Genomic DNA, 15,281 nt, shown 5'->3' on the forward strand with positions numbered 1-15,281 from the left:
CCTCTTGCCGCATGGGTGAGGGAGCCTAACACGGCCACCTGGGGCTGTCCGTCATCTCCCCGTGACAGTATGGCGGGCAATCGCAACCGTTCACAGCAGCGGTTGCAGGCGGTCCACCAGTTTGCCGGTTTCCACCAGCTCCAGAAATTCATCGCCCAGCCGCTGGCTTTCGGTTACCGCCTTGCGCCAATACGCCTCACGGCCGGCATCATCGCCAAGGTAATGTTTGAAGTCGGTGCGATCAGGCAGCTTGCCGTGGGGCAGACTGGCCAGATACTCCCGGGACGGGGACACCAGCAACAGGCGTCGCAACCGCTGCGGGTCACCGTTGCGCCAGCGCAGGGGCTTGTCGAACCAGCCGGGGATCACCCGGTCAGTGAAGTGCGGGTACAGCACGATGCCGTCACTCTGGTACGGCAGGTCCAGGTGATAGTCGAGCATACCGCCATCGCGATACACACCATCCGGCGCACCGGGCAAGGCAGTCACGCCATCTAGCACCATGGGAATGGCAGCGCTGGCCAGCAACGCCGCCCGCAAATTGTCTGCCTGCAAATCCACATGGTGGGTGGTGAAATCATTGAGCGGCCCCACCGGCAAATCGTCGCCTGCCGGATAGACCAGCCCACGCTCCATAAATAACCCCGTGGCACGGCGACTGAGCAGATTGGTACCGATCAACCCCGCCAGCCCGAGCCCCAGGCCCAGACCACCGCTACGGGCCATCAGGCCACGGCTGCGAATCACCACGATCACCAGGCGATAATCCGGATTGTGCAAAATACGCTGGTCACGATCCTCCAGCAGTTCCGACAGCATCTGCTCGCAGCGATGGCTGACTTCTTTCGCCGTTATCCCCTTGGGGAAACGCTGCCGGGTGTAGAGGTCGGCCAGCCGGGACAGGCCGCTGCGGACATCATCGCCCATGGTGATGGCGGCAAAGCGCCAGCTGCCGATGGAGGCGCCAATCAAGGTACGCGGGCGCGGCGCCGACGGCAGGAAGTCGCCGAACACGGCCTGGTCCAGGCCGTTGATGCCCAGCGCCTTGGGGCCACCAGCCGCCCCGGGAACGATGTCCACGTCGGCGGCCCGCAGGCCATGCTCGCGTAAATGCGCGATGGCATCACTGCCCGCGCGCAGGGTCAGCGCCGGGGCTGAGGTATGAATGGCGACCACCCGATCTCTCCGAATCCGTTCCAGCAAGGGCCGCTATGGTAGCGAGAAAAAGAGGGAGGGCGAAATAGCATTCCACTATCAGAGAAGAGAAGCAGCACGCACCACGCCGCACGCGACACGCAAAATCACTCCGTGCTGGCCAAAAAGTCACCCAGTGCGCGGGTAAACGCCAATGGCTGGCTCATCAGCGGCACATGGCCCGACCTGGGCAACACCACGTGACGGGCACCGATCAGCTCGGCAAATTCCCGCTGGCCCTCGGGCGGATAAAGCGGCGAGCGGGCGCCGGTGATCACCGTAGCCGGCACCCTGAAGTCGGCGGCCGAAGCCCGGTAATCGTGGGCACCAAACAGGTAGGCATGCAGATAGGCACGGATATCCGCCAATTCTGCCAGGGGCAGTATGCGCGCCCACAAGGACGACCAACGGGTCGTGGCGCTAAACGCGGAATGCAGGCCCTGGTGGCCCGCTATCTGGCCGAGAATATCCGTCAGCCGCATCAGCACGGCGTTGCGCAGGCCCGGAGCCAGCCTGGCGATATCGCCCTGATCCGGGGCTGCGTCCAATAGCGCCAGCAACTCCCGTAGTTGCGCATAGAAGTGTCCCTGGCGTTCACCAAACAACCCGTGGGGCCAGTCCGCCTTGTTATCCGTGCACGGAGACTGATCAATATGCAGGTAGCGCTTTACCGGGGAAAAATCCCCATGGGCATGCCAGTGCAGGCTGGTGGTCGCCCCCAGCGAGTAGCCCACCAACAGGAAATCCCGCAGGCCGAAATGGTGAACCAGATCTTCCATGTCCTGCATGTGATTGTGGAACACGTCCGCCTGGTTGAAACGGGCCGCAGCGGAACCGCCAGCACCGCGCAAATCGGGAATCACAAACTGGAAACGACGCAGAAAGGGAAACACAAAGGGAAGCCAGTCACGCCCCTGCATGCCCAGGCCATGCAGCATCAGCACCGGCTGGCCACGGCCCAGCAAACGCACGCGTAGCGTGGCGCCATCCCTGGCAGGAAATAATGGCATCAGGCTCCCCCTGGTGTTGGCACCTGTTTTTCGCAGGTGCTCTTATTCTTTTGGCCGGGCAGATTATTCGCCGTACAGGCAAAGATAGGCCGTATCGATGGCCACTTTTACCTGAAATTTCTGGTTAGCCTCAATCTCGAAAGTCTCACCGGCAGCAAACGTCTGCCAATCGGCACTGCCCGGCAACTTCACCGTCAGGGCACCACTGGTTACCGTCATGGTTTCGTGCTCACTGGTGCCGAATTCATAATCCCCCGGCGCCATCACGCCGACGGTGGCTGGCTTGGATTCGGTTTGAAAGGCAATGGATGCCACCTTGGCATCGAAGTATTCGTTGACCTTGAACATACAAGGGACTCCGCTGATTCAATGGAGGCGCGAGTATGCCAAAAGCCGGGACAAATCGCCGCTTATTTCCACATGCTGGTAATGGCAACGCCCTGCCGAACCGTTTTGGTCACCGGCGTTTTGGCGGCGATTTCCAGCAGGCGCTGCCGCTGCTCATCGCTGAGGGGCGCGCTGCAGGCCAGGGTACGATCGATGTGCTCGCCGCCCGCCTCATCCCGGTAAAAATCCAGACGCACATCGATATCACCCAGCTCCCATCCCTTGCGCTCGGCATACATACGCAGGGTAATCGAGGTGCAGGCACCGAGCCCGGACAGCAATAGTTCATACGGGTTGGGGCCGCTATCTTCGCCCCCCATTGCCGCGCCTTCATCGGCACAGAGCTGATGTTGGCGAGCGCTGATCTGCTGGGCATAGTGAAGGTGGCTGTGAAGGCTGACCGTGGCCATAAGGCGTGTCCTTTCCCTTGCTTTCCATTGTTGTCACCGCGTTCCATACTCGAAGCGCAGTGACACCCCGCACCTGAACTATGCCACGGAGACAGCCATGAGCAATACCCACGCCAGCGGCGAAACGGTGGAATGCCCCAACCTTGCCAGCCAGCCTACCCTGAAGTCTGTCGATTCGCGCAAAAGTATCCTCGGCAGCGGCCTGCCAATCATTCGGCATTTGCCCAGCCGCTCGCAACGGCTCATTGGTCCCTGGTGTTTTCTCGACCACATCGGCCCCACCGACCTGAGCGCCGACAACGCGGTCGATGTGGGCACCCATCCGCACATCGGGTTACAGACCGTGACCTGGTTATTTGAGGGCGCCTTGCTGCACAAGGACAGCCTGGGTTATGAACAGGTTATCGCCCCCGGCCAGCTGAATCTGATGACCGCCGGCCATGGCATCTGCCATTCCGAGGAAAGCCCGCCAGGATTCAGCGGCCCCATGCACGGCCTGCAATTCTGGATCGCCCTGCCCGCCGAGCATGAAGATACCCCGCCAGCCTTTGCCCACCACACTGACTTGCCCCGATGGCAACAGGATGGCGCCGAGATCACTCTGGTGGTGGGGGAGCTGGCCGGGCGACGTTCTCCAGCGGCGGTGTTCTCGCCGCTGGTGGGCGCCGATATTGTGGCCACACAAGCCTGTCAGCTGACCTTGCCCGTCCCTGCCGATTTCGAGCTGGGGCTGTGTATCAATGATGGCCATGCTGAACTGGAAGGGGAAACCCTGAAGACCGGCGAGCTCTACTATCTGGGGCAGGGCCGCGACACCCTGGCTCTCACACTCTCCACCGACAGCCGCATCATGCTGCTGGGCGGCGAGCCGCTGGGGCAGCCGGTACTGCTGTGGTGGAATTTTGTCGGCCGGGATCAGGAGCGGCTGAATCAGGCGGTGAGCGACTGGCAACAATGGCCCAACGATCGCTTTGCCGAGGTCTCCGCCTACCAGGGAGCCCCCTTGACGGCACCTACACTGGATCCGTCGGTGCGACTGAAATAAACGCGGGGTAGATCGCCCTCCCCGTAGGTCAGATTTACCCAAGGGCACAGAGAGCCTGAAAGGCGTAATCCGACATTCAGTGATGAGGCAAATAGCAAGGTGGGTTGTCGGCTTACGGCTACGCCCTAAGCCGACCTACACGAGGCAGATAAATCGCTGCTCAGGAGCCGTGCACCTGCTGGCAGAAAATATCCATAGCTACGCCATCACCAAAACCTGCCATAGCCACGATCACATCGTAGCTCTTGCCCACCGTGATGGTGTCGCACTCCACGTTACCTGTGGGGTTTGAGGTCTGATCAATTGTCACCATCAATTTACCGGCAACGGCGGGAGTGACTTCGGTGAACGTGCCAACGTCTCCATACGCCAGCCCCGCAGCGAGATTAACCGGGGTGGCCTCATTAGTGCTTACCGTGATCGGCTGGTCTTCCCGCTCGGACAACGCATTAATCACCCGAACCTTTACCGTGCCGGATGCCACCGAAGGGCGGCTCTGTTTATACAACTTCAACATCGGCTGCTGAGCTGTACCAACTCCACCGGCCACCTGGCCCATGGCCACAAGGGTATATTTATCACCGGCGGAAAGACTTAGGGAGGCATCATCCAGCAACGTGGTTGTGCTGTTGTTGATATCAAACAACACCGATTCCGTATCCGCATTCAACTTGAAGGACATGCCGTCCTGCTCATCCCTCGAATAAGGACGCTGTTCAAACAACGGTGAAGACAGGCTGTTACGAGCCACCAGATCAACCGTAGTGGAAGCCGCGTCTGCGGCGCCTGTATCGGTAATCTGATTGTGAAAATAAATTGCTGCCGGCGGACGCAGCAAATCTTCCACGTCATCATCGTCACCGCCACAGCCGGACAAGACGACTGCGCTGGCCACCGCCAGCATTCCGATCATTCGCATAACTTCTCCCGAGGCAAACGCAAAAAGGGCATCCTAATCACGAAGGAGCCCCACTTTTTGGTATTGGTTGGCAGTTCAGAGGTTTTTCGTAGCGAGAAGTTCCAGCCGTTCAGTTGCTGAACGGCTGGCAGTACAGGGAAATCTGGTCGTCGTCACTGTCGAATTCTGTGTACGCGATGATGGCATCGTAGCTGCGACCGCTGCTGACGCTGCAGCTCACGTCATCAATAATCACGCCCTGGGTTTCGTTGTTGACGGTCACCGCCAGGTTGCTGCCGGCACTCAGAGACACGTAGCTGCTGCCGTCGGCATATTCCAGCCCGCTGACCAGTGCCTGGCCACCGGGGGTACTACCGCTGGCGGTGACGCTCAGCTCATCCCCGGACAGGCGTGACAGCGTGTTGATAAAACGCACCCGGATCTGCCCGCTGCCCACATCCATTTTCTGGTGGCTGAAGGTTTTCAGCTGGCGGTTATCCAGGGTGGTGTCGCCCATGAGCACCACCGTGTAGCGGTTGCCCCCGGTCAGCGTCCGGTTGATCGGGCCGTTAACCAGGGAGCTGCCGGAGCTGCTGCCGCGGGCATCGAACGCCACCGACTGGCTGTCGTCGTCCAGCTTGAAACTGTTGGCGCTCACGCTGCCCCGCGTCGTATAGGCCACATTACTTTCTTCTGCCGTGTTCTGGTCATCCACGAACAGATCCACGGTGATATCGTCTTCACTGCCGCCACCCACCTGGGTGAGCTGGTTATGGAAGTACAGTTGGGCGCTGTCGTTGGAGAAGACGTCATCGTCTTCGTCACAACCAAACGCGGACAACCCGGCCACAGAAGCCGCCAGCACCAATCGCAGAAAAATCATCGTTACGCACTCCCGGAAGGTGTCTCATCCGGCTCGCTTTCCACCGGCAACGCAGCGACACCGTCCTCGTTAAATTCACGGATAAAGATACCCCAGAATGCCACGAAAAGGGCAGCCAACAGTGGCCCCACCGCAAACCCGGTGATGCCAAACATGGCCAGCCCGCCCAGGGTGGAAAACAGCACCACATAGTCCGGCAGCTTGGTGTCGCGGCCCACCAGAATCGGGCGCAGGATGTTATCCACCAGACCGATGACAAAGACCCCGAACAGAATCAGGATCGTCGCCTCCTTCATGTCCCCCACGGCGTAGAGGTACAGCGCCACCGGAAACCAGATCAACCCCGCACCCACCGCCGGGATCAACGACAGCACGGCCATCACCACGCCCCACAGCAAGGCACCGGGAATGCCCAGCCACCAGAAGATCAGACCACCCAGCGCGCCCTGGGTAATCGCCACCAGCAGGTTACCCTTGATGGTGGCACGGGTGACTTCGGCGAACTTGGCAAACAGCAGTTTTTCCCGCTCATCGCCCAGGGGCAGGGCGCGGATCAGCATGGCCACCATGGAATCGCCATCGCGAATCAGGAAAAACGCCAGGTACAACATCAGGCCCAGATTGAGGAAAAACTGGAACGTATTCTGCCCCACAGCCAGCGCCCGCTTGGCGAGGAACTGGCCCGCCCCGGTGAACGCCTTGACCGCCTGTTCCTTGATTTTCTCCAGGTCTATATCAAAGCGCTCGGCCAGCGACTGCAGGCCCGGGAAGGCATGCTTGATCTTGTCCACATAGCTGGCCAGATCGATCTCACCACTTTGCACCTTCTGGAACAGGCCGACGCCTTCGGATACGAACGACGTGGCCACGGCCAGCACCGGGATCACGACTAACACCACGCACAGCAGCAAGGTGAACAACGCCACCAGGTTGCGCCGTTGCGGCCAGCGGGCCAGCAGCCGTTTATGGAAGGGATAGAAAACCACACTGATGGCACAGGCCCAGAAAATGGGCGCGAAAAAAGGCTGAATCAGCAGGGCAAAAACGGCACTGACCGCCACCAGCGCCCACAGGAACGCGCGCTGTTCCAGTTTTTCCGATATTCCCGTGTCCCGCATACCCTGCCGCTTCCCTGTGTCACGTGATTAGGTGTCATGCCAATAGAATCAATGACCCGCCATATGCGCTAACGGGGGATCAACCGCCCGTCAGCATGGTGGAGCCCAGATACCCCATGTACGCCACATAGACCACCAGCAAGGCGATACCGTTAGTCCGGGTAATCTGCCCCTTGCGGCCCAACACGCCGAAGCCCATAACGAACAGCACCAGCGTCAGCCCCATCATCAGGGACCAGTCCCGCTGCAATACCGCAGGATCCACCGACATGGGCTTGATGGCACCGGCGATACCGACCACCGCCAGGGTATTGAACAAATTCGAGCCTAGCACGTTACCAAAGGCAATATCGTGCTCGCCCTTGCGCACCGCCGCAATGCTGGAAGCCAGCTCCGGCAGGGAGGTGCCGATGGCCACAATAGTCAAGCCGATGATCAGGTCGCTGACCCCCAGGGATTGCGCAATCAGCACCGCCCCCCACACCAGCGCCCGGGAGCTGACCACCAGCAGGATCAGGCCCACCACCAGCCAGAACAGGGATTGTTTCAGCGGCAGCGGGTGCTCTGCCAGGTCGGTTTCCACTTCCCCTGCCAGCACATCCCCCTTGCCGGTCATGGCCGCATAAATGGACCAGCCCATCAGCACCCCCAGCACGCCGATCAGGATCCAGGCATCCATGCGGGAAATGTGCCCGTCAATCAGCTGGTAGCCCGCCAGCAAGGTAATCAGAGTGAGAATCGGCAGTTCTTTCTTGAGGATGGCGGAATTCACCAGAATCGGGCTCATCACCGCCACCACCCCAAGGATCAGGGCAATGTTGGAAATATTGGAGCCGTAGGCATTACCCAACGCCAGCGACGGGTTGCCTTCCAGGGCCGCTAACGCCGACACCACCATCTCCGGGGCTGAGGTGCCAAAGCCCACAATCAGCATACCGATCAACAGCGGCGGCATGCCGGCATGGGCCGCCGTACCGGCCGCCCCTTCGACAAACTTGTCCGCACTCCATACCAGCAGTATCAGCCCGCCAATCACGGCGGCAATGGCCAGCAACATCGGCACTCCTTGGGATCATCAATTTGGGATGGTCAATAATGTCAGGCGGGCACATTGTGGCAGAGAGGGAGGTGGCTGGCACCTACTCAGACGCAACACGCAGCACGCCCCATGCAGCACACCGCGCGGGGACGTGTTGCGTGGGGCGTGGCACGTTATTCACACATGCTGATCGGCACCCGGCTTGATGCCATAGGCCAGGGTGTACAGCACCGGCACCACCACCAGGGTGAGCACGGTGGCAAAACCCAGCCCAAACATGATCACCACCGCCATGGATTCGAAGAAGGCATCGAACAGCAGCGGAATCATGCCAAGAATGGTGGTGACCGCCGCCATACATACCGGGCGCACCCGGGAGATGGAGGCCGACACTACCGCATCGAACGGCGCCATGGTTTCCCGGTCCAGCTTGATCTGCTCCACCAGCACGATGCCGTTTTTCACCAGCATGCCGGACAGACTCAGAAAGCCCAGTAATGCCATGAAGCCGAATGGCGAGTTGAGCAGCAGCAGCCCGAAGGTCACACCGATAATGGCCAGCGGCACCGTGGCCCAAATCACCAACGGTGAGCGCACCGCGTCAAACAACAGAATGGTGATGATGAACATGAACAGGTATCCCATGGGCAGGCTGCCGAACACCGCTGCCTGGGCATCCTTGGAGGCTTCGTATTCACCGCCCCACTGCAGGGAGTAGCCCACCGGCAGCTCCAGCGCTTCGATGGCCGGGCGAATCCGCCGCAGCACCTGATCCGCCGTTTCATCCCCGAGCACATCCGGTTCCGCCTGCACGGTAAGGGTTCGTTTACGGTCGCGGCGCATGATCAGGGCATTTTCCCATTCGGTCCTGAAGTCCGACACCACCTGCGTGATGGGAATATACGTGGCGTAAGCCGGCGACCAGACCTGTACATCGTTCAGGTTGTCCGCACTGAGGCGCTCGTTGTCCGGTGGCCGCGCCACGATCGGCAACAGCTTGCTGCCATCCCGGTACAGGCCCACATCACGGCCACTGAAGTTCAGCGCCAGGGTGTTATCCAGGTCCTCACGGGTAATGCCGGCCCGCCGGGCCTGGGCTTCCTGAAACTGGGGCCGGATCACTTTTTCCTGCTGCCGCCAGTCATGGCGGATGCTTTCCAGTCCGCCATCGTCGTGCATGATGGCCTGGGCTTTCAGGCCCAGCGCCCGCAACTCTTTCGGGTCCGGCCCGCTGAAACGGGCTTCGATGGAAGCCGCCGGGCTCGGCCCGATCATCAGGCGCTTCACCTTCGCAAACGCCTGCAGATGCTCGTTTCGAATCAGCTCGCGGGTCGCCGCCAGGGTCGGATTGATCTGCTCCCGGTCGGCGACCTGCACGATCAGTTGCGCGTAGCTGGGGTAACTCTTTTCCGGTGCATAGGGCAGCATGAAACGCTGCGCGCCCTGGCCGACGGTGGTGGTCACCTGCTCCACGCCGTCCATCTCCAGCAACGCCTGCTCCAGCCGGGCGGCAGCATCCTGGGTGGCGCGAATATCGCTGCCCTGGGGCAACCAGTAGTCCACCAGAAACATGGGCGTATTGGAGGGCGGGAAAAACGCCTGTTTAACGAAACCAAAACCGACCACCGCAATCACCAACAGCGCACCCATGGCGCTCAGGGTGATCACCCGATGATGGATGGCACGGTCCAGCAGGCGGCGATAAAGCACAAAGACCCTGCCGGCGTAAGGGTCTTCACCCTCCCCGTCCTGGCCACCCACATCCTTCTCGCTGAAGAACACATTGGCAAAAAACGGCACCAACGTAATCGCCGTCACCCAACTGAGCATCAATGAAATCAACAGCACCCAGAACAGGGTATTGGTGTATTCACCGGTGGCGTCGTCCGACAGGCCAATCGGCGCAAACGCCATGATGGCAATGACCGTGGCACCCAACAGCGGCCAGACGGTCTGGCGGACAATCTCTTTCGCAGCCTCCAGTTTGGACAGGCCACGCTTCATGCCCACCAGGATGCCCTCCGTCACCACGATGGCATTGTCTACCAGCATGCCCAGGGCAATGATCAACGCCCCCAGGGAAATCCGCTGCAAATCAATGGCCATCATTTTCATGACGATGAAAGTGCCCAGAATGGTAAGCAGCAACACCCCGCCCATCAGGATGCCGGAACGCACCCCCATGAACACCAGCAGCACCGCAATCACAATGGCCACCGCTTCACCCAGGTTGAGCATGAAGGCGCTCACCGAGTTATCCACTTCTTTGGGCTGGTTGTAGACCGTCGCCAGCTGCATGCCGACCGGGCGCTGGTATTCCAGCTCCGCCAGGCGCTGATCCACCCGGCCCCCCACGTCCACCACGTTCACGCCGGAGGCAAAAGAAATGCCCATGGTCAGCGCCGGACCGGCATTAAAGCGGTACAGATGGTTGGGCACTTCCGCATAGCCACGTTCGATGGTGGCCACGTCGCGCAGGTAGACCAGCTCGCTGGCACCGGGCTCAGAAATCAGCAAATCCCCCATGCTCTGCACAGAAGGGAATTCGCCGGTGGGATAAATACGGATGTATTCATCACCCACCCGTACCTTGCCCGCCGGATTCACCGTGTTCTGGGTCTGCAGCAAGCCAAAGATCCGGTCCGGGCTGATGCCCAGCGACGCCAGCCGGGTACGGGAGATTTCTACCAGCACCTGCTCCTGGCGCTGGCCGCCAATGGTGACCTTGCCGACGCCCTCAACCAGCACCAGTTCGCGGGTCAGGTAGTCGGCATAGTCCTTCATGTCCTGGTATGAATAGCCTTCGCCGGTCACCGCCAGCAGAATGCCGTACACATCACCGAAATCATCAATCACCTGAATGGTCCCGGCACCGGGGGGAAGCTGGCCCTGCAGGTCGGTCATCTTGTGGCGCAGCTCATCCCAGATTTGCTTGAGCTGGCTGGCCCGGTATTCCGGTTTCATTTCCACCTGCACCTGAGACAGGCCATTGCTGGAAATGGAGGTGACGTTCTTTACATAGGGCAGGCTCTGAATGGCTTTTTCCACCGGCAGCGTCACTTCCTCTTCCACCTGCCGGGGTGACGCGCCCGCGTAGTTAGTGATCACCATGGCGATCTTGAGGGTGAATTCCGGGTCTTCCAGTTGCCCCAGGCGAGTAAAACTCACCACCCCGCCGACCAGCAGAATCAGCGTGAATAACCAGCTCACCACCTTGTGGCGAATACTGTACTCGGCAATATTCATTTACAGGCCCCGCTCTTTCACCAGCTCGCGAACGGCTTGCCCTTCTTTCAGGCGGTGAACGCCGGCCACCACAATCCGGTCACCCGGCTCCAGCCCGGCCGTGACCTGGACGCCGCCACCGACCACTTCACCGAGCGTCACCGGCACGGCGCTCACGGTGCCATCGTCCTGATACTTCCACACATGGGCACCATCCTTGCCATCCGGGTTGAACACCGCCGCGGCCAGCACTTCCGGCAAGGCGTCCGTGGCCCGCATGATCTGGCTGAGATCAATCACCACATCCACACTCATGCCCGGCAGCACCATGATGCCTTCAGGGTTGGGCATGGTCAGGGTAATGATGTAGGTCTGGGTGCGATCCCCGGCACTGGCCTCGTGCTCCTTGTAGCTGGCTTTAAAGGTGGTATTCGGGGCCCCTTCAAAGCGCACATCCGGCTGGTAGTCTTCACCGTCCTTGCGCAGGTTGGTAAAGAAGCGCTCGGACACGGCAAACTCGATATCAATGTTCTTGTCGCCCTGCAGGTAGAGAATCGGCTGCTTGGCCTGCACGAACTGGTAGTTCTCCACTTCGGTACGGGCCACGGTGCCACCGTAAGGGGCTTTCAGGCGCGTGTAGTTCACGTTGTCGCGGGCCAGGCTCAGGGCGGCCTGGGCCTGGCGACGCTTGGCCTGGATTTCATCAAACTGGGCTTCGGAGATAACACCACGGTCACGCAGGCTGATGCCGCGCTGATACTGGCTCTCGGCCAGATCATACTGGGCTTGGCGGTCGGCCAGCTGATTGTTGAAATCCGCTGGGTCCAGCGCCGCCAGCAACTGCCCTTTCTTCACCTGTTCCCCGGCCCGCACCGGGAAACGCTCCATCTGGCCGGACACCCGAAAAGCCAGCTCGGACCCTTCCGTGGCGACCACCTTGCCCGGGTAGTGGCGCAACGTGCCGTCGCCACCATTCACGGTTTGCAACTTCACCGGTTGCGGCATCGGGGCCTCCGCCTGCGGTTCCTCACCACAGCCCCACAGGGCCAGCGTCAGGCCAAGGGCCATCCAAAAACGTTGCATCGTGCTCTCCCCGATCTAAACGGTACTTGTTAGTACCAATTGTCGCACAGGTACGGCCGTATCAGGTGCAGCTTTTTCACCCACTGCAGAATTTTGACCTTATCAGACGAGGGCTCAGGGAGCCGCCCTTGCCAGGAAAAGATCCAGCACAAAAAAGGGCCGACGAATGTCGGCCCGGGTCATGGGTTAAGAAAATGCGTGCACCGAGGCGCGATCAGCCCAGATGGGCAGACAACATCCAGGCAGACTTTTCGTGAATTTCAATACGATCACTGGCCACCGCACCAGAGCCTTCATCTTCATGCTCGCCCGCCAGCTTCAATACCCGGTTGGCACGCTCCGCCACCCGACGGTGGTCTTCTGCCAGCTCCTTGATCATGCCGGACGCATCCGGGTCGCCGGTGGCGTCCTGCACCGTGGAGAGCTTGGCAAACTCGGCATAGCTGCCCGGCGCCTTCCAGCCCAGCGCGCGGATACGCTCGGCAATGGTGTCCACCGCCTCCGCCAGCTCGATGTATTGCTGCTCGAACAGCAGATGCAGACTGTGGAACATGGGGCCGGTCACATTCCAGTGATACTTGTGCGTCTTGAGATAGAGGGTGTAACTCTCGGCCAATAGCTTGCTCAGTTCTTCAGCGACCTGCTTGTTGTGTTCAATCATGGAGTGCCTCCTTTTCCAGTATTGTCCTTGCCAGCAGAGCCAAGGGCGCTCCCGTTGATTGCCGGGAAACGTACTCCCTAACACCATTGGGTTCGCCAAGCGCATTTCAATGGCGACGCCCTTTCGGCCCTCTCTTCTTGTTGCTACAACGCTTGTTTCTACATAATCAGACGCGGTACCGCCACAGACGTTCCTGGACTGGCAAGGCATTTGCGTTATCGCGCACATAGGGAAAATCAATCTGCCGATCTGTCCGATTTGGCGCTTTACACCCGGGTCGACGTCTCGGCATGATGCAACCTCATCCGTTAACCGAAAGTAGACCGCCAATGGCTGTAGCCCCCAATCCGGAACCTCCTTATTCGATTCTGGAAGAGTGGTTGAATGGCCTGACTCATGGCATTGGCGCGGCCATGAGCATCGCCGGCACGGTAATCCTGGTGGTGTCGGCCAGCCTGCTGGGCGACCCCTGGAAAATTGTCAGCTTCAGTATTTTCGGCGCCAGCCTGATCCTGCTCTACAGCGCCAGCGCGCTCTATCACAGCCTGCGCAACCCGAAGTGGCGCGCCGCCTTCAAGATGCTGGACCACTGTGCGATCTATGGCCTGATTGCGGGCACTTACACTCCCTTCCTGCTGGTCAATCTGCGCGGCCAAACCGGCTGGATTCTGTTTGCCGTGATCTGGGCGCTGGCGCTCACTGGCATCGCCCTGAAGGCCCTGTACGGGCACCGCTTCAAGCTGATGCGCGTGGGTATTTACCTGGCCATGGGCTGGCTGATTCTGGTGGCCTCCAACGACCTGACCAGCAAACTCAATGACACCGGCTTCTGGCTGATCCTGGCCGGCGGCATCACCTATACCGTGGGCGTGATCTTCTACCTGGCGGACCGTTTTATTCCCTTCAACCACGCCATCTGGCACCTGTTCGTCATGGGCGGCAGTATCTGCCATTTCTTCGCGGTCTATTACGGGGTGCTGCCTTTCACCGCGCCCATCAGCTGACTCAGCCTGCATTTCATGAACAAAATTCAAAAAAGACTTGAGGTCTACGTCTCATCAATATATTTTTTACTTAATTATATATTGTTGGACCCGTTTTATGATTGCGATTAACCCCGATACCCTGCGTGACAATGCCCTCCAAGCCAGCCAACTACTCAAGGCCCTGTCCCATCCGGACCGGCTGATGCTGCTATGCCGCCTTGCTGAAGGCGAACGCAGTGTCAGTGAACTGGAGCCCCTGGTGGGTGTTTACCAACCCTCTCTTTCCCAGCAACTGGGCATTTTGCGTCGCGAAGGGCTGGTCAGTAGTCGCCGGGAAGGCAAGCAGGTGTTCTACCAGGTGGCCAACCCGGACGCCCTGGCCGTACTGGAAGTGTTGTATCAGCGCTTCTGCGGCGACACCCCATGAGCATCGACTGGAACGCCTTCACCCCCTGGTCCTCCCTGGCCGGCGGCGCCTTGATCGGCCTGGCCGCCCTGTTGCTATTGCACACTAACGGTCGCATCGCCGGTATCAGCGGCATTGTTGGCGGCCTGTTGCGCCCGGCAACGCAGGACCGGGGCTGGCGAATTGCCTTTATCCTCGGCATGCTCATCGCCCCCACCGTCTGGGCACTGGCCGGGAACTTGCCCGCAATGGTAATCGATGCCGACCTCCCGCTTCTGATCGTGGCCGGCCTGGTGGTGGGCATAAGCACTCGCTACGGCGCCGGGTGTACCAGTGGCCACGGCGTGTGCGGCATATCGCGCCTGTCCCCCCGTTCCCTGGCAGCCACTGTCGCCTTCATGGCCAGCGGCTTCATCACCGTCTTTGTGGTTCGCCATCTGCTGGGAGGGGGATAATGCATCGCAGTCATATCACCGCTTTTGCGGCCGGCCTGATTTTTGGCCTCGGCCTGTTGCTCGCCGGCATGGCCAACCCGGCCAAGGTGCTGGCCTTTCTGGATATCACCGGTAACTGGGACCCGTCCCTGGCCCTGGTGATGGGTGGCGCTATTGCGGTATCGGCCATCGGTTTCTACCTGACCCGGCAGCGATCCGCTCCCCTGTTTGGTGACAGCTTTCAGGTGCCCACCAACCGCAAGCTGGACAAGCGTCTGGTACTCGGGGCGCTGGGCTTCGGTGTGGGCTGGGGGCTGGCCGGCTTCTGCCCGGGCCCGGCGCTGGTGGCCCTCGGCACGGGCAGTCTCAAGGCCGTGGTGTTCGTAGCTGCCATGCTCAGCGGAATGGTGATCTTTGAAATGTTGGAACGCAAGAAACCGGATTGATCCGTCCACGACATAACGTCCCGAGACACTATGTCCAATATCGAAGGCTTGTTGGC

Annotated in this window: 16 protein-coding genes; 5 read left to right on the top strand and 11 right to left on the bottom strand. The window is 60.2% G+C overall.

Features of this window, described 5'->3' with window-relative positions; all coding sequences use genetic code 11:
* Window positions 1-90: 90 nt before the first annotated feature.
* From COA55_RS08615 to COA55_RS08630, 4 genes are all read right to left on the bottom strand, one after another.
* A complete protein-coding gene (locus tag COA55_RS08615; RefSeq protein ID WP_290501532.1) occupies window positions 91-1,176 on the bottom strand; it encodes a patatin-like phospholipase family protein in 1,086 nt (361 codons plus the stop codon).
* 125 nt (window positions 1,177-1,301) lie between these two features.
* Window positions 1,302-2,204, bottom strand: a complete 903-nt coding sequence (locus tag COA55_RS08620) for an alpha/beta hydrolase (RefSeq protein WP_290501534.1) — start codon at window positions 2,202-2,204, stop codon at window positions 1,302-1,304.
* Between the two features lie 63 nt (window positions 2,205-2,267).
* Window positions 2,268-2,552 (bottom strand): pyrimidine/purine nucleoside phosphorylase, encoded by a 285-nt coding sequence (locus COA55_RS08625; RefSeq protein ID WP_063521591.1) that lies wholly within the window; start codon window positions 2,550-2,552, stop codon window positions 2,268-2,270.
* Between the two features lie 62 nt (window positions 2,553-2,614).
* Window positions 2,615-3,001 carry an OsmC family protein gene (locus COA55_RS08630; protein ID WP_290501536.1) on the bottom strand — a complete coding sequence of 129 codons (387 nt, stop codon included), beginning with the start codon at window positions 2,999-3,001 and terminating at the stop codon, window positions 2,615-2,617.
* A 97-nt stretch (window positions 3,002-3,098) separates the two neighbouring features.
* On the opposite strand from COA55_RS08630, the gene COA55_RS08635 reads away from it, so the two are divergent.
* Window positions 3,099-4,046: a pirin family protein gene (locus COA55_RS08635; protein WP_290501538.1), complete on the top strand. Its 948-nt coding sequence runs from the start codon at window positions 3,099-3,101 to the stop codon at window positions 4,044-4,046.
* A gap of 160 nt (window positions 4,047-4,206) precedes the next feature.
* Here COA55_RS08635 and COA55_RS08640 read toward each other — a convergent pair whose 3' ends face one another.
* The 7 genes from COA55_RS08640 to COA55_RS08670 all read right to left on the bottom strand — a co-directional run bounded on the left by COA55_RS08640 (window position 4,207) and on the right by COA55_RS08670 (window position 12,953).
* The gene (locus COA55_RS08640; RefSeq protein WP_290501539.1) at window positions 4,207-4,965 is read right to left on the bottom strand and encodes a hypothetical protein; all 759 of its coding nucleotides are present in this window, start codon (window positions 4,963-4,965) and stop codon (window positions 4,207-4,209) included.
* A 109-nt stretch (window positions 4,966-5,074) separates the two neighbouring features.
* Window positions 5,075-5,827 carry a DUF4397 domain-containing protein gene (locus COA55_RS08645; protein ID WP_290501540.1) on the bottom strand — a complete coding sequence of 251 codons (753 nt, stop codon included), beginning with the start codon at window positions 5,825-5,827 and terminating at the stop codon, window positions 5,075-5,077.
* A 2-nt stretch (window positions 5,828-5,829) separates the two neighbouring features.
* Window positions 5,830-6,945, bottom strand: a complete 1,116-nt coding sequence (locus COA55_RS08650; RefSeq protein WP_063521596.1) for an AI-2E family transporter — start codon at window positions 6,943-6,945, stop codon at window positions 5,830-5,832.
* Window positions 6,946-7,024: 79 nt separating this feature from the next.
* Window positions 7,025-8,002 carry a calcium/sodium antiporter gene (locus COA55_RS08655; RefSeq protein ID WP_063521597.1) on the bottom strand — a complete coding sequence of 326 codons (978 nt, stop codon included), beginning with the start codon at window positions 8,000-8,002 and terminating at the stop codon, window positions 7,025-7,027.
* Window positions 8,003-8,161: 159 nt separating this feature from the next.
* Window positions 8,162-11,230 carry an efflux RND transporter permease subunit gene (locus COA55_RS08660; protein WP_290501543.1) on the bottom strand — a complete coding sequence of 1,023 codons (3,069 nt, stop codon included), beginning with the start codon at window positions 11,228-11,230 and terminating at the stop codon, window positions 8,162-8,164.
* Window positions 11,231-12,292 (bottom strand): efflux RND transporter periplasmic adaptor subunit, encoded by a 1,062-nt coding sequence (locus COA55_RS08665; protein WP_290501545.1) that lies wholly within the window; start codon window positions 12,290-12,292, stop codon window positions 11,231-11,233.
* Between the two features lie 214 nt (window positions 12,293-12,506).
* Entirely contained in the window at window positions 12,507-12,953 is a 447-nt protein-coding gene (locus COA55_RS08670) for a Dps family protein (protein WP_063519068.1), read from the bottom strand.
* 329 nt (window positions 12,954-13,282) lie between these two features.
* Between COA55_RS08670 and COA55_RS08675 the strand changes: the two genes are divergently transcribed.
* From COA55_RS08675 to COA55_RS08690, 4 genes are all read left to right on the top strand, one after another.
* A complete protein-coding gene (locus COA55_RS08675) occupies window positions 13,283-13,957 on the top strand; it encodes a hemolysin III family protein (protein WP_290501548.1) in 675 nt (224 codons plus the stop codon).
* A 97-nt stretch (window positions 13,958-14,054) separates the two neighbouring features.
* Window positions 14,055-14,366 carry a metalloregulator ArsR/SmtB family transcription factor gene (locus COA55_RS08680; protein WP_063519066.1) on the top strand — a complete coding sequence of 104 codons (312 nt, stop codon included), beginning with the start codon at window positions 14,055-14,057 and terminating at the stop codon, window positions 14,364-14,366.
* Window positions 14,363-14,800, top strand: a complete 438-nt coding sequence (locus COA55_RS08685; RefSeq protein WP_290501550.1) for a YeeE/YedE family protein — start codon at window positions 14,363-14,365, stop codon at window positions 14,798-14,800. Before COA55_RS08680 ends, COA55_RS08685 begins: the two co-directional genes overlap by 4 nt.
* Entirely contained in the window at window positions 14,800-15,225 is a 426-nt protein-coding gene (locus COA55_RS08690) for a YeeE/YedE family protein (RefSeq protein WP_290501551.1), read from the top strand. Before COA55_RS08685 ends, COA55_RS08690 begins: the two co-directional genes overlap by 1 nt.
* Window positions 15,226-15,281 lie beyond the last annotated feature (56 nt).

The organism is Alcanivorax sp. (assembly GCF_002733835.1).
GTDB lineage: Bacteria > Pseudomonadota > Gammaproteobacteria > Pseudomonadales > Alcanivoracaceae > Alcanivorax.